15 protein-coding genes and 1 pseudogene are annotated in these 13,076 nt (G+C 75.4%); 11 read left to right on the plus strand and 5 right to left on the minus strand.

Annotation, left to right across the window (positions count from 1 at the left end):
• Positions 1–765, minus strand: a 765-nt coding sequence (locus tag EF903_RS17480; RefSeq protein ID WP_125544200.1) for an MHYT domain-containing protein, incomplete at its 3' end; no start/stop codon positions are given.
• 158 nt (positions 766–923) lie between these two features.
• Here EF903_RS17480 and EF903_RS17485 point away from each other — a divergent pair.
• Positions 924–1,583: a class I SAM-dependent methyltransferase gene (locus tag EF903_RS17485; RefSeq protein WP_125544202.1), complete on the plus strand. Its 660-nt coding sequence runs from the start codon at positions 924–926 to the stop codon at positions 1,581–1,583.
• 46 nt (positions 1,584–1,629) lie between these two features.
• On the opposite strand, the gene EF903_RS17490 is transcribed toward EF903_RS17485, so the two are convergent.
• Entirely contained in the window at positions 1,630–2,544 is a 915-nt protein-coding gene (locus tag EF903_RS17490) for an oxygenase MpaB family protein (RefSeq protein WP_125544204.1), read from the minus strand.
• A 139-nt stretch (positions 2,545–2,683) separates the two neighbouring features.
• Here EF903_RS17490 and EF903_RS17495 point away from each other — a divergent pair, with 139 nt between their 5' ends.
• Positions 2,684–3,472 (plus strand): hypothetical protein, encoded by a 789-nt coding sequence (locus tag EF903_RS17495; protein WP_125544206.1) that lies wholly within the window; start codon positions 2,684–2,686, stop codon positions 3,470–3,472.
• A gap of 30 nt (positions 3,473–3,502) precedes the next feature.
• Complete coding sequence (locus EF903_RS17500) at positions 3,503–3,961, plus strand: SAM-dependent methyltransferase (protein WP_125544227.1); 459 nt, start codon at positions 3,503–3,505, stop codon at positions 3,959–3,961.
• 46 nt (positions 3,962–4,007) lie between these two features.
• On the opposite strand, the gene EF903_RS17505 is transcribed toward EF903_RS17500, so the two are convergent.
• Positions 4,008–4,190, minus strand: a complete 183-nt coding sequence (locus tag EF903_RS17505) for a hypothetical protein (RefSeq protein ID WP_125544208.1) — start codon at positions 4,188–4,190, stop codon at positions 4,008–4,010.
• Between the two features lie 114 nt (positions 4,191–4,304).
• On the minus strand, positions 4,305–5,723 hold the full coding sequence (locus tag EF903_RS17510; protein ID WP_125544210.1) for an amidase: 1,419 nt from the start codon (positions 5,721–5,723) through the stop codon (positions 4,305–4,307).
• A 342-nt stretch (positions 5,724–6,065) separates the two neighbouring features.
• On the opposite strand from EF903_RS17510, the gene EF903_RS17515 reads away from it, so the two are divergent.
• The 6 genes from EF903_RS17515 to EF903_RS17540 all read left to right on the plus strand — a co-directional run bounded on the left by EF903_RS17515 (position 6,066) and on the right by EF903_RS17540 (position 11,795).
• Positions 6,066–8,513: a sensor histidine kinase gene (locus tag EF903_RS17515; RefSeq protein WP_125544213.1), complete on the plus strand. Its 2,448-nt coding sequence runs from the start codon at positions 6,066–6,068 to the stop codon at positions 8,511–8,513.
• Positions 8,510–8,929: a roadblock/LC7 domain-containing protein gene (locus tag EF903_RS17520; RefSeq protein ID WP_125544215.1), complete on the plus strand. Its 420-nt coding sequence runs from the start codon at positions 8,510–8,512 to the stop codon at positions 8,927–8,929. The genes EF903_RS17515 and EF903_RS17520 overlap by 4 nt, the downstream gene beginning before the upstream one ends.
• Positions 8,929–9,411 carry a DUF742 domain-containing protein gene (locus tag EF903_RS17525; RefSeq protein ID WP_125544217.1) on the plus strand — a complete coding sequence of 161 codons (483 nt, stop codon included), beginning with the start codon at positions 8,929–8,931 and terminating at the stop codon, positions 9,409–9,411. The genes EF903_RS17520 and EF903_RS17525 overlap by 1 nt, the downstream gene beginning before the upstream one ends.
• Positions 9,398–10,027 (plus strand): ATP/GTP-binding protein, encoded by a 630-nt coding sequence (locus tag EF903_RS17530; protein WP_125544219.1) that lies wholly within the window; start codon positions 9,398–9,400, stop codon positions 10,025–10,027. The genes EF903_RS17525 and EF903_RS17530 overlap by 14 nt, the downstream gene beginning before the upstream one ends.
• Before the next feature lie 78 nt (positions 10,028–10,105).
• Complete coding sequence (locus EF903_RS17535; RefSeq protein ID WP_125544221.1) at positions 10,106–10,738, plus strand: endonuclease; 633 nt, start codon at positions 10,106–10,108, stop codon at positions 10,736–10,738.
• Positions 10,739–10,928: 190 nt separating this feature from the next.
• The gene (locus tag EF903_RS17540; protein WP_125544223.1) at positions 10,929–11,795 is read left to right on the plus strand and encodes a CAP domain-containing protein; all 867 of its coding nucleotides are present in this window, start codon (positions 10,929–10,931) and stop codon (positions 11,793–11,795) included.
• Between the two features lie 128 nt (positions 11,796–11,923).
• On the opposite strand, the gene EF903_RS17545 is transcribed toward EF903_RS17540, so the two are convergent.
• Positions 11,924–12,199: a hypothetical protein gene (locus tag EF903_RS17545; protein ID WP_125544225.1), complete on the minus strand. Its 276-nt coding sequence runs from the start codon at positions 12,197–12,199 to the stop codon at positions 11,924–11,926.
• 4 nt (positions 12,200–12,203) lie between these two features.
• Here EF903_RS17545 and EF903_RS17550 point away from each other — a divergent pair, with 4 nt between their 5' ends.
• A complete protein-coding gene (locus EF903_RS17550) occupies positions 12,204–12,464 on the plus strand; it encodes a hypothetical protein (RefSeq protein ID WP_260615508.1) in 261 nt (86 codons plus the stop codon).
• Between the two features lie 240 nt (positions 12,465–12,704).
• A pseudogene (locus EF903_RS17555) lies at positions 12,705–13,076 on the plus strand (RNA polymerase); the annotation flags it as partial.

Genomic DNA, 13,076 nt, shown 5'->3' on the forward strand with positions numbered 1-13,076 from the left:
CTTCCTCACCGCGGCGTTCGACGCGCTCTCCCCGACCGCCGCCGGCCCGGCGGCGGTCGGGGCGAGCACGTCGAACGCCGCGGTGAGGAAGAGGTACGAGCCGAGCCCCACGGCGAGCGGGAAGACGAACCGCATCGCGGTCGCCCCGGGCAGGGCCCGGTCGGAGGGGACGACCCGGACCGCGACGGCCGCCATCCCCGTGTAGTGCATGCTGCTGACGGCGGTGCCCATGGCGAGCGAGGCGATCGCGACTGCCGCGGGCGTCCTGGTGTGGAGCGCCGCCCACAGAGCGGCGGTGGCCGCGGCGACGGCGACGGACAGCGCGACGGCGGCCGCGTCGTGGGAGACGCTGCCGTGCAGGCGGAGGGCGGCCATCGCCAGGTAGTGCATGCCGGCGACGCCGAGGCCGGTGGTGAGGCCGCCGACGGCCAGGGCGCTGCCGCGGCCCTGCCCGTACCCGACGGCGAGCACCCCTGCGCCGACGACCACGACGGCGACGACCAGCCCGAGGAGGGTCATCAGCGGCACGTCATGGCGGATCTCGGTGCCGGTGACGTGGGAGCCGAGCATCGCGACGAAGTGCATGGTCCAGATGCCGGTGCCGATGGCGGAGGCCGCGGTGAGGAGCCGGTTGCGGCGGGCGGCTCCGGTCGCGGCGAGCGCGCGGACGGTGCAGCGCAGGCCGAGGGCGGCGCCGACGGATGCCATCGCGTGCGACAGGGCGGGCGTCAGCCGGCCGTACGCCGCGTGGTCGAGGTGTCCCATGGCCCCGGGACGCTAGTCCGGGTGAGGGCACGAACAGGGGACGCATTTCGAAAGCCGCTGGAACTGCTGGAATATGACAGAGAAACGTCTGGGTCCGACCGCAGTGCGCTACAGCCTGCCCGGCGGGCCGGCGCGGGACGGTGCGGGATCATGTGCCCATGACCGAGGACCGCACGCATTCTCCCGACCCCGCAGCCCGTCCCGCTCCCGCCCCCGAGACCCCGCACACGCACACGCACGTGCAGGAGTTCTTCGGGGCGCGGGCCGCCGCCTGGGACGCGAAGTTCCCCGACGACGGCCCCGCCTTCGCCGCGGCCGTGGCCGAGTTCGGGCTGCGGCCCGGCGACCGCGTGCTCGACGCGGGCTGCGGCACCGGGCGGGCGCTGCCCGCGCTCCGGTCCGCCGTCGGCCCGGAAGGGACCGTCCTCGGCGCCGACCTCACGCCGCAGATGCTGGACGCCGCACGGCAGGCCGGCCGGGACGCCCAGGGGACCCTGCTGCTCGCGGACGCGGCCCGGCTGCCGCTGCGCGCCGCGGCGCTGGACGCGGTGTTCGCGTCCGGGCTGATCGCGCACCTGCCCGCGCCGGCGGCGGGCCTGCGAGAGCTGGCCCGCGTGGTGCGCGCCGGCGGCCGGCTTGCCCTGTTCCACCCCGTCGGGCGGGCGGCGCTGGCCGCGCGGCAGGGCCGCGAGCTCACCCCGGACGACCTGCGGGCCGAGCACAACCTCCGCCCGCTGCTGGCCGGTTCGGGCTGGGAGCTGGTCTCCTATGCGGACCTCGACAACCGCTTCCTGGCCGTCGCGGTGCGCCGCCGCTGAGGACGTACGGCGGCCCCGGGCGCGGGATCCGGGGAGCCGCCCGGGGTCACGCCGTCGGCTGGGTCCCGGCTCCGCTGGGCCGGCGCTGGTGGGGTACGGGACAGCCGCCGGAGCCGGGCAGCGGAAAAGTGCCGAGCTCGCCCACGTCGTAGCCGTCGCGGTAGCCCTTGATCTCCGGGTTCTGGCGGGCGTAGTGCGGGGCCCTGCGCGGGGGCAGCAGCCGGACGGCCCGCCCGCGAAGCCGCAGCGCGCCGCGGACCAGGCCGCGGACCCGCGGATGGGGCGGCGCGAAGCGGAAGGCGTCCAGCAGGGTGTCGTCCAGGAGTGCGAGGCCGGCGCCGCGCACGGCGGGGGCGAGCGGGGCGGGGTACCAGGAGGCCATCAGGTCCAGGGTGGCGTCGGCGACGCGGCGGCCGCCCTCGTCCCAGCCGAAGTGCTCCGCTTCGTAGGCGTCGAGGACGGCCTCGAATTCCTCGAAAGAGCCCGGAATGTCCTTGATGCCCATGTGGCGGCCGAGGGTGGCGTAGTAGTTGGCGGAGGCCCGGCGCTCGTGGTGGGTCAGTTTCCGCCACCCGTAGGCGTCCAGCCAGCGGGCCGGGATCACCACGAACGTGCACAGCACGTAGCGCATCTCGTCGTTCGGGATGTCGTAGCTGCGGTGCATCTGGTTGATGCGGCGGATCGCGGTGCGGGCGGTCTCGTGCGCGAAGCCGTGCTCGACGACGGCGTCGAGGAGCAGCGCCGTGTCGTCGTACCGCTTCTGCGCGCGCTCGGTGAATTCCGCCGTCTCGGCCAGCAGCCGGCCGATGCCGGGGACCGCGTAGGTCCGGAAGAGGGCGAGCTCCAGGGCGCGGGTGAAGTCCCAGGGGAACTCGTAGGTGGCGGTGAGCCGGTAGATGGCGAGGAAGTCCTTGTCGGGATCCAGCCCGAGGATCTCCCTCAGCCGGTCGAAGCGCTGCACCGGATGGCCCCTTTCTGTGGCGGGCGCCCAACTCTACGTGCAGGTGGGGACCTTGGAAATCGGCGCCCGCGGACTCTCGACGGGGAGGTTACCGGCTGGTTAGGGTGCGCCGACGGGCGGCGAGAGACCGGGAGGCCAGGTGTCCGGAGACGAGGGCGGCGGTTCCCTGTGGGTGCTGACCGCGGTGCTGCTGACCCCGGCGGGGTTTCCGAGTGTGCTGGGCGACGACTTCCCTGAGGCGTGCGCGCTGCTCGGAGTGGATCCGGACCCGCAGGGGTACGGGCTGGTTCTCGGGCAGGACGAGGAGGGCGCCCGCTGGACGGTCGTCGTGGACGACGTCCCGCTGGTCGCCGCCGCCGTCGCGGCCTGGGACTGCGGCATGGAGTACGACCTGTCGCCGGACGAGCGGACGGTCGTCGCCTCCCTCGCCGGGTGGCCGCTGGAGCTGACGGTGGCCGCGTCGGGGCTGCCGGAGCCGCATGATCCGGAGCAGGGTGCGGACGGCACCGGGCGGGTGCCGCTGGCCCCGCCCTCCGCGGACGGCTGGGGGCCGGTGCAGCGCCGGCTGGGGGCCGACCAGGTCGCCCGGGAGTGGGCCGAGTGGAGTGGGCGCACCGCCGCGGACGGCGGCGCGTCGGCTGCGGCGCATCCCGGGCTCGCCCGGGCGCTGGCGGAGGCCGGGGCGTACACGCGGACGCCGCCGCCGGCGGGCCGGGTGCGGTCGGCGTTCGCGGGCGAGGGCGCCCGCACCCTGCGCGCCGACGGCCCCGGCTGGTCGCTGGTCGCGCGGACCGGCGGGACCGCCTTCGTCCTGCTGGACGAGGAGCCGGGCGAGGTGCTCCCGGTTCCGGAGGGCGGCCGGGGCGGGCTCCCGGACCTGCCGGAGTTGCTGGAGGCGCTGGAGCGCGTGGCCGTACGCCCCGTGTGACGGGGCACCGGGACAAGGGGGAACGCCGTGATGGTGGAGTCGGAGCCGGTCGCCGTGGTGGTCGGCGGCAGGACGGACGCGGTGGACGACGACTGGGGGTGCGAGACGGCCGTGATCCGGCTGGACGCCGCGCGGTTCGGCCCCGAGGCGCTGTACGGGCTGGACGCCTTCTCGCACGCGGAGGTCGTGTACCACTTCGACCGGGTCCCGCCCGGGAAGGTCGAGTCGGGCGCCCGGCGGCCGCGGGGCAACCCGGACTGGCCGCTCGTCGGGATCTTCGCCCAGCGCGGCAAGAACCGCCCGAACCGGCTGGGGGTCTCCCGCTGCCGGATCGTCTCGGTGGACGGCCTGGATCTCCGCGTCGAGGGCCTGGACGCGGTGGACGGCACGCCGGTCCTCGACATCAAGCCGTACATGGCGGAGTTCGGTCCCCGCGGGGAGGTGCGCCAGCCCGCGTGGGCCACCGAGCTGATGCGCGGCTACTACTGAGCGGCCTGCGGCCCGGCCGGGGCCGGCCCCACCGGGCCGGCCCCGGTCAGCGGCCCAGCTCTCTGCGGGAGACGTCCCTCACGCGGCGCCGCTGGGAGGGGTCGAGCAGCAGGTACGCCGCCGCGGGCACGCCGACCAGGACCAGCAGCCCCGCCCAGAACCCGACGAGGCCGAACAACACGATCGCCGCCAGGACACCGGCAGCCGCGACTCCCGCGCGCTTGGACATCGGACACCTCCACCCGTCACGCCGGACGGCCGCTCGCCGTCCCGCAGTCTCACCGTCACCTCTGCAACGCCCGGCCCCGCCGCCGCGTTCCCGCCCGTCCGCGCCGCTGGCGCCTCAACGGTCCTGGATGCGGCGGAAGGGCCGGTCCGCCTCCAGCTCGAACGCGATCTCCAGGAGGGTGCGCTCCGCCCCGGGCCGGCCGGCGAACATGACGCCGATGGGCAGGCCGTCGTCCGTCGCATGCGCCGACGGGAGGGAGACAGACGGTGTTCCCACGACGTTGTCGACGGGCGTGAACGCCACGTACGCGATGATCCGCTCGATGAGCCGCGGGTAGGGGACGGTCGGGCTGAGGTGCCCGAGCCGCGGGGTGGTGTGTGCGAGCACGGGCGTCAGCAGGAGGTCGAAGCCGCGGAAGGCGGCCGCGTACGCCACGGCCGTGCTCCGCAGCCGGCGCAGCACGCCGGGGGTCTTCCGCCAGACGGCCAGGTACGACTCGCGGAGCCCGCGGCTGAGGGGGTCCATGCGGCGGCGGTCGAAGTCCGCGCCGAGGCTCCGGCCGGTGGCTCCGATCAGGAAGGACAGCAGACCCCAGTAGGCGAGGAAGTCGTCGGTGAAGCGCGGGTCGACGGCGACGACCGCCGGCTCCACGGTGTGGCCGAGCCGTTCGAGCGTCTCGCCGGTGGCGAGGACGGCGGCCCGGGTAGCGGCGTCGGTGCGTACCCCGCCCGGCGAGTCGGGCAGCAGCCCGATCCGCAGCCTGCGCTTCGCGGGGCCCTCCACGGAGCCGACGGGCGGCAGCTTCGGATGGCGCCAGTAGGCCTCCGCGGCGGCGAGGAACGCGGCGGCGTCGCGCACCGAGCGGCTGACGACGCCGTCGGCGACGATGTCGAGGGGCAGCATGCGGCTCTGCGCGTTCGCGACGACCCGGCCGCGGGTCGGCTTGAGGCCGACGAGCCCGCAGCAGGCAGCGGGGATGCGGATGGAGCCGCCGCCGTCGTTGGCGTGCGCGAGGGGGACGGCGCCGGCCGCGACGAGGGCGGCGCTGCCGCCGGAGGAGCCGCCCGCCGAGTACCCGGTGTGCCAGGGGTTGCGGACCGGCGCGGCTCCCTCGTACTCCGTGGTCGGGCTGAAGCCGAACTCGGGGAGGCGGGTCTTGCCCAGCACGGTGACGCCGCTGCTGAGGAACTGCCGGGCGAACGGGGCGTGGTGGCGGGCGGGCCGCGGGCGGAAGGCGGAACTCCCGTGCCCGGTGGGCAGTCCGCGGTAGTCGGTGTTGTCCTTGACGAAGGTCGGCACCCCGGCGAAGACGCCGCCGCCCAGCGCACCGTCGAGGGACGGAGGGGCGCTGTGCACCTCGACCGCGCGGAGCCGGGCGTCGACCGCGCGCACGCGCTCGGCCGCGTCGCGGGCGGCCTCGGCGGCGCCGACCTCGCCCCGCCGGATCGCGTCGGCGAGGCCCACGGCGTCGTGCTCGCCGAGGGCGTCGTCCCGGAAGGCGTGCACACCGGTCCGTTCGTCGAATGTCGTCACCGCTACCCCCGCCCGGCCGCCTGTGTGGTCGGCCGCCATCATTCCCTACCGCCGGGTAACACGCGAGGGGGCGGACGGTACCGGCCCTGAAGGGCGCACGGCGGCACCTGTTGGCCGGAAAGCACGGGGCAACGGCCGTACGGACAGCGCCTCGCCGCCGCCGCGGCGCATCGCGATCGGGTTCCGATCAGGACTCCGGTTGGCAACGGGTGCGCCGCTCATAACATGCTCCGATTATCGAAACAACGTATCCGTTTCGCCCGTGTGGCTGGTTATGATCAGCGCCTCCCGACTGGCTGTCGTCCCCGCTCCCCTCCCCTGCCCAGCCGCCCCCGAGGAACGATGTCTTCCACAGAACCCGAAGGCCCACCGGTGCCCCTGACGACCCGGCAGCGGGGGCCGCGGCGGCGGACCGTGCGGCTGCGCACGCTCCTGGTGTGCCTGGCCGTCGTGCCCACGGTGGCCATGGGCACGCAGACGGTGCTGACCGCCGAACGGCTCCTGGACCAGTCCGCGCACCTGCGCGCCGACGTGGCGGCCAGTGAGCACACGGGCGTTCCCCTGTACACGCTCCTCGTCGACCTCCAGGCCGAGCGCACCGCCTCCGCGGCCCTGTGGGCGGGCAGCCCGGGTGCCGAGCAGGAGCTCCGGCAGCGGCGCCAGGCGACGGACCGCGCGGCGGCCGAATTCCGCCGGGCGGCCGCCGAAGCGGGCGTGTCCGTCGGGGAAGTGGTGCGCCAGCTCGGCGACCTGGCCGTCTACCGCGGGCGCGCAGACGCCCGCACCGGCACGCCCGACACCCTGCTCGCCTACTACACCGCCCTGGTCAACGAGATCATCCGCGTGTACCAGCACGAGTTCAGCCACTCCGAGGACGCCGAGCTCACCCAGGCGAGCCGCCCCGTGGTGTCCCTGCTCTCCGCCTCCGAGATGATGGCGCGCCAGGACGCCCTGCTGGCCCTGGCCGGGCCCTCCCGGGAGCTGAGCGCCGGCGCCTTCGACCAGTTCACCAGTGCCGTGGGCGCGCAGCGCTACCTGTACGAGACCTGGGTCGTGCCGTATCTCCCGGAGCGGGACAGGCGGTTCTACGAGCGCATCACCACCTCCCCGGCCTGGGAGACGAAGACCCGCATCGAGAACGCGATCATCTTCGAGAACAAGGACTCCGACACCGGCATCCGGCTCCCCTCCGACGTCGGCGAATGGCGGGCGGCGCACGGCAGCTTCTCGATGCAGATGGCCACCCTCAACATCGACCGGGCCCGGCAGGTCCTCACCCTGGGCGAGGCGAAGGCGGACCGGCTGCAGACCGAGGTGGCCTGGCTGATCGGCGGCAGCGGCGCCGGGCTGCTGCTCGTCGTCGCGATCGTGGTGGCGAGCACCCGGTCGGTACTGCGCCGCCTGGACGGCCTGCACCGGCGCACCGTGGCGGTCGCCGAGCGCATCCTCCCGGACGTGGTGGCGCGGCTCGGCAGCGGCCGGCCGGTGGACGAGTCCGTGCTGCCCAGGGTGACCGGGCACCGGGACGAGGTCGGCCGCATCAACGACGCGTTCGCGCGGGTCGTCGCGGTGTCCGTGGACGGGCACCGGCAGCTCGCGGCGGAGCGCCACGGCTTCGGCATGTTCGCCTCCGGCATCGCCTCGCGCACCGGGAACCTGGTGAGCCGCCAGCTGGCCCTCACTGAGGACATCCAGGACGCGTTCGGCCACGACGAGCCGCTGCTCGCGCAGTTGATGCGGTCCGACCAGCTCACGGTCGGCATGCGGCGGCAGATCGAGAACCTGCTCATCCTGTCGGGCGGCGAGATCCCCGACCCGCACACCGAGCCCATGCGCATCGCCGACCTGCTGCGCGAAGCCGCCGCCGAGGTCGAGGACTTCCGGCGGATCGAGCGGCAGGCGCTGGACGAGGCGAGCGTGCAGCCGCACGTGATCAGCCAGATCAGCCACCTCCTGGCGGAGCTGCTGGACAACGCCACCCGCTTCTCCCCGCCGCGCTCGAAGGTGGTGATCCGCGCCGAACTCGTCGCCGACGGCCTGTCGGTGGAGATCGAGGACCGCGGGCCGCGGGTCGCGTCCGCCACGTACGAGGAGATGAACCAGCGCCTGCACAGCGCACCGCCGTACGCCGTCCTCGCCGAGAACGCGCACCGCCTGGGCCTGTTCGTGGTCGGCCACCTCGCCGAGCAGCTCGGCGCGACGGTCACGCTGCGGCGCTCGGTGTACGGGGGGACCTCGGCGGTGGTCGTGCTGCCGGGCGGGCTGCTGGACTCGTCGGACCGGCCCGCGGCGCAGCCCGTGGCGCAGTCCCGTCCGGCCGCCGAGGACCCCGCCGACGCAGCGGGAGCCGGGACCGGCGCCGCCCCGGCGCGCAAGGCCGTACGCACGCCCGCGCTCACGCCGGAGCCCGCTCCCACTCCCACGCCCGCGCCGTCCGCCGCGCCCCCCGAGGAGCCCGTCCCGGCGCGCGTCACGGGGCCGCGGGCCGTCGAGCCTGCGCCGGTGCCGACCCCGGCGGGGCTGCCGAGCCGCCGCCGCACCGACCCCGCGCCGCCCGCCCGCACCGCAAGTGCCCCGCGCCCCGCGCTCCCGGCCCGTGGGGCCGCCCGGCCGGCACTGCCCGAACGCGTACCGCAGACGCACATGTCGCAGCAGCTGCGCGGTCCGCGGACGCCCGAGACGACCGACCGCCAGGATCCGGCCACGCCCGAAGAGGTGGCCGACGCCTGGGCGGACTACGAACAGGGGACCCGGAAAGTGGAAGAAGAGCTCCGACAGGATCAGCCATGACGACGACATCGAACGACATGATCTACAGCGTTCTGGACAACAACCTGAGCAGGATCGCCGGCATCCAGGGCGCCGTGCTCCTGTCCAACGACGGCATCGGGCTGAGCGCCTACCTCCTCGAACGGGACCAGGCGGAGCGCATCGCCGCCGCGTGTTCCGGGGTCGCCTCCACCATGAAGGCGATATCGCGCGAGGTGGACGGCGGCCGCGTGATCCGCCAGCTCGTCGAGATGGACGACCGCTACCTCTGCATCGTGGGGTGCGGCGAGGGCAGCACCCTCATCGTGGTGACCTCCCGCAAGGCGCGCCTGGGAGAGCTGGGCGGCGAGGCCGTCCGGACGGCGCAGGCCCTCGGCGAGTGGTTGGGCACCCCGGAGCGCGCGCAGGCGCAGCAGCCTCCCGCATCCCCCGCGTAATGCCGCAGGACGACGCGGACGCCGTACCCGGCCCCGGACCGGAGCCGGAGGAGCCGGGGGCGGGAGCGGGGGCGGGCCCGGACGCCGCAGCGGACCCGGCGCCGGACGGCGGCGGGACGCTCGCCCCGCGGCCCGCCGGCGGACGCCGCCGGACCCGCCTGTACGCCCTCACCGACGGCCGGACCGCCGCCCCCTGCACCGTCATGACCATGGACACGACGATCACGGCGGCGGCGCCGGAGGACGCCTGGAGCGGGCTGCCCAGCGAGTGGCGGGCCGTCCTCGCCATGTGCCCGGCGCCGGACGGCCGCGCGGTCGCCGAGATCGCGGCCCGCATGCACATCCGCCTGACCCCGATGGCACTGCTCCTCGGCGAACTCGCCGACCGCGGGCTGATCCACCACCGGCCGCCCCTGGACGGGGCGGAGGCCGCCGACGTCCACCTGCTCAGGAGAATCAGGGACAACCTTGCCCGCATATGAGAACGCCGCCCGGCAGGCGGCCCCCGTCAAGATCCTCGTGGCCGGCGGCTTCGGGGTCGGCAAGACCACCCTCGTCGAGACGGTCTCGGAGATCGAGCCGCTGCGCACCGAGGAGCGGCTGACGGCCGCCGGGGTCGGCGTCGACGACCTGGACGGCATCGAGTCCAAGGCCGTCACCACCGTGGCCATGGACTTCGGCCGGATCACCCTCACCGACGCCGGGGTCGCGCTGTACCTGTTCGGCACCCCCGGCCAGGAGCGGTTCTGGTTCATGTGGGACGACCTGCTGAACGGGGCCCTCGGGGCGGTCGTCCTGGTCGACACCCGCCGCCTGGACCGCAGCTTCCCCGCCGTCGACTTCTTCGAGAGCCGCGGCCTGCCCTTCGTGGTCGGCGCCAACTGCTTCCACGGCGAACAGGCCTACACGGCCGAGGAGATCGCCGCCGCCCTGCACCTGCGCGATCCCGCGACGCCCGTCCTGATGCTGGACGCCCGCGAGCGGGAGGACGTGCGCGGCGTGCTGCTCGCCCTGCTGGACCTGCTCATCGCCAGGGCCGCGGAATCGGGCGCGGAGTCCGGGGCGGCGGTACGGGGGGCGTCCGCGGCGGGCCGCTGAGGCCCGGCCCGCCCGCGGGAGGGGTACGCGCGGTGCGTGAGGGGTAGGCGCCCCCGCGTACGAGGAAGGAGCGCCGCGATGGGAACCGCCGAAGTGGCCGCCGCGCTCCTGCGCGACCACGGCCGGACCTACGCCGACGAGGCCGGCATCCGGCTCCGCGACAAGCCGTCCCCGCTGTACCGGCTTCTGGTCCTGGCGGTCCTGTGCTCGACCCGGATCAGGGCCGACATCGCCACCGCGGCCGCCCGCGAACTCTCCGCGGCGGGCCTGCGCACGCCCCGGGCGATGGCGGATTCCGCCTGGCAGGACCGGGTGGACGCGCTCGGGCGCGCCCATTACGTCCGCTACGACGAAAGCACCGCGACCGCGCTCGGCGAGGGTGCGCGGCTCCTGCTGGAGCGCTGCCGCGGCGACCTGCGCACGCTCCGGGAGCAGGCGGGCGGGGACACGGGCGCGCTGCGGGCGCGGCTCATGGAAGTGCCCCGGATCGGCCCGGTCGGCGCGGACATCTTCTGCCGTGAGGCGCAGGCCGTCTGGCCGGAGCTGCGGCCCTTCTTCGACGAGCGCTCCCGCGCCGCCGCCGGGAAGCTCGGGCTGCCCCGGTCGGCGGAGGGCCTCGCCGCGCTGGTCGCTCCGGAGGACCTGGCCCGCTTCGCCGCGGCCCTGGTGCGCGCCTCGCTGTCGAAGGGGCCACCGTCCGGGTCCGGGTGACGGCCGGCCCGCCGCCTCCGACTCCCCGCCCCCCGGGGCGGGTTGGGCGAAATGCCCGGCTGGTCCCTGTGTTGATCCTGAGGGCTTCCTTAAGGGAACGTGAAGAACCCTTCCCCGGCGCTTTTTTCGCTGGTCACACACCTAGGCTCGGGCGGACTCCCAACCGTCCCCCCAGTGAGGTGTCACCGGCATGAGCCGCAGCCGTACCCCCGAAACCGTGTCCCGCGCCGAGGCGCGACGCCGGAAGGCCGTGCGTTCGCGCATCGTGCTGTCCGTCACCGCGGCGGCCGCGGTCGTGGCGGTCGGCGTCGCGGTGGCCGACTCCGACGGCGACGCGCGCACCGAGCGCCGGGCGGGCGGCGCGGCCGGGGCCGCGTCCGGGTCGGCGGCCGCCGGCGCCGCTGCGGGCGCGGAGTCCGCCACCCCGCCGGCCCCGGGTGCCGACGCGTCGGCCTCGGCGAGCCCGAGCCCGTCCGCCACGGCCGAGGCGTCCGCGTCGGCGTCGGCTTCGCCCGCGCAGCCGTCGGCGGAGGGCAGCACCGAGGCCAAGGCGGCGCCCGCCTCCTCGGCGGCCCCGGCCCGCAAGCCCGCGCCGGGCGGCGGCTCCGGCGGCTCCGGCGGATCGGGTGGCTCCGGCGGTTCGGGCGGTTCAGGCGGTTCGGGCACGGTGAACACCGACGCCGAGTCCGCGGTCCTCTCCATCGTCAACAAGGAGCGCGCCGCCGCCGGATGCGGCCCGCTGTCGTCCAACGCGAAGCTGAGCGCCGCCGCCCGGGCCTACAGCGACACCATGGCGCGCAGCGGCGTCATGTCGCACACGGGCCCCGACGGGTCGACCATGACCAGCCGGGTGGAGGCCGCGGGCTACGCCTGGTCCCGCCTCGGAGAGAACATAGCCCGCGGGCAGTCGGACGCCGACGCGGTCATGAAGGCGTGGATGAACAGCCCCGGCCACCGGGCCAACATCCTCAACTGCGCCTTCAAGGAGATCGGCATTGGCGTCCACAAGGGCGACGGCGGCCCCTGGTGGACCCAGAACTTCGGCGCGCCGAAGTAACCCCTGCCCCCCATGGCCGACGTCCCCCGTACCCGCTCCCCGGGTGCGGGGGACGCCGGCTTCCGGGGGAGCCGGTGACGGGCCGGGCGGCGCGTCGGCCACTATGGGGCGGTGCCCCGAACTTCGCGCTACCTGCTCATATGGCTGTCGTGCACGGCCGCCAGTGTGACCGCCGTACTCGGCACGGTCCAGTTCGTGGTGGGTTCGACCAGGCAGACGCCCCCGGTCGCACGGTCCGCCCCCGTCGTCGTGAACACGCCTCCGGCGTGGCTGGCGGTGACGAACCCGTCGGCGAGCCCGTCGCCGTCGCCCTCCCCCAGTTCCTCCGCCGCCGCGGCCCGGCCGTCCCCGTCGGCGGGCTCTCCGACGCCTGCCAGGCCCTCGACGGGCGCCTCCCGGTCCACCCCCGTGAAGTCCTCCCCGGACTGCGAGGAGGGCGGGGCGGGCCTGCACACCGTCCCCTCCCAGGGCGGCCGGGCGACGGTGCGCTACGGCAGCCGGGGAGTGTGCCTGATCTCCGCGGTACCGAACCGGGGCTTCAAGACCACCACGTCGCAGCCCTCGGCCGACACCCTCACCGTGACGTTCACCAGCGACGACCACCGCTCCACCATCACCGCGACGATCGAGCCCGGGGCGAAGGCCAGCGTCCGCGAGACCTCCTTCTGAGCGGCCCCGCCCGGCCGCGGGCGAAGCGGGAGGTGAGCTGTTCCTTAGGGCAACCTCAAGATCCGGCCGAGGGGGTTCCGGCCGCCCGGCGCGGTCCTATGCTCGCGTCAGCAGAGCGGCCGCAGGCGCCGGGGCATGCCGTCCCGACCCGGTCCGGCCGCCGCTTCCACCGCGCCGGAGGGTGTCCGGCCCTTCCGCAGTCCGACCGTGCCCTGGGGTGACTTCGCCATGACTTCTCGCATGCTCCGATCCGTCCGCGCCGACCTCCGGACGGCTTCGGCCCGCCCCGCCCCGGTGCGCGGGAGGCGGCTGTCGGCAGTCGCGGCGGCGGTGCTCGCGGCCGGGCTGACCGCCGCGTGCGGGCCGTCCTCCCAGCCCGCCGGGGCCGCCGATCCGTCCGCGGCCCGGCAGTCCGCCGAAGCGCTGCCGGCCGACGCGCTCCCCGTCGGTGCGGAGCCGGCGAGCGGCTCCCCCGAGGTCTCCGCGACCGCGTCGACGGTCCCGTCCGCCTCCGCCAGTGCGCAGCCCTCGGCCGAACCCTCCAAGACCGCCTCGGTGGCCGCCTCCAGGAAGCCGTCCGCGCCGCGCACCCCGGCCCCGCCCGCCCCGGCC

Source organism: Streptomyces sp. WAC05292, assembly GCF_003949955.1.
GTDB lineage: Bacteria > Actinomycetota > Actinomycetes > Streptomycetales > Streptomycetaceae > Streptomyces > Streptomyces globosus.

What these genes read in the sequence shown, in the direction of transcription:
- EF903_RS17485 (WP_125544202.1), top strand. Translation starts at nt 924, where the DNA reads ATGACCGAGGACCGCACGCATTCTCCCGACCCCGCAGCCCGTCCCGCT.
- EF903_RS17540 (WP_125544223.1), top strand. Translation starts at nt 10,929, where the DNA reads ATGAGCCGCAGCCGTACCCCCGAAACCGTGTCCCGCGCCGAGGCGCGA.
- EF903_RS17525 (WP_125544217.1), top strand. Translation starts at nt 8,929, where the DNA reads ATGCCGCAGGACGACGCGGACGCCGTACCCGGCCCCGGACCGGAGCCG.
- EF903_RS17505 (WP_125544208.1), bottom strand. Translation starts at nt 4,190, where the DNA reads ATGTCCAAGCGCGCGGGAGTCGCGGCTGCCGGTGTCCTGGCGGCGATC.
- EF903_RS17500 (WP_125544227.1), top strand. Translation starts at nt 3,503, where the DNA reads ATGGTGGAGTCGGAGCCGGTCGCCGTGGTGGTCGGCGGCAGGACGGAC.
- EF903_RS17535 (WP_125544221.1), top strand. Translation starts at nt 10,106, where the DNA reads ATGGGAACCGCCGAAGTGGCCGCCGCGCTCCTGCGCGACCACGGCCGG.
- EF903_RS17515 (WP_125544213.1), top strand. Translation starts at nt 6,066, where the DNA reads ATGTCTTCCACAGAACCCGAAGGCCCACCGGTGCCCCTGACGACCCGG.
- EF903_RS17520 (WP_125544215.1), top strand. Translation starts at nt 8,510, where the DNA reads ATGACGACGACATCGAACGACATGATCTACAGCGTTCTGGACAACAAC.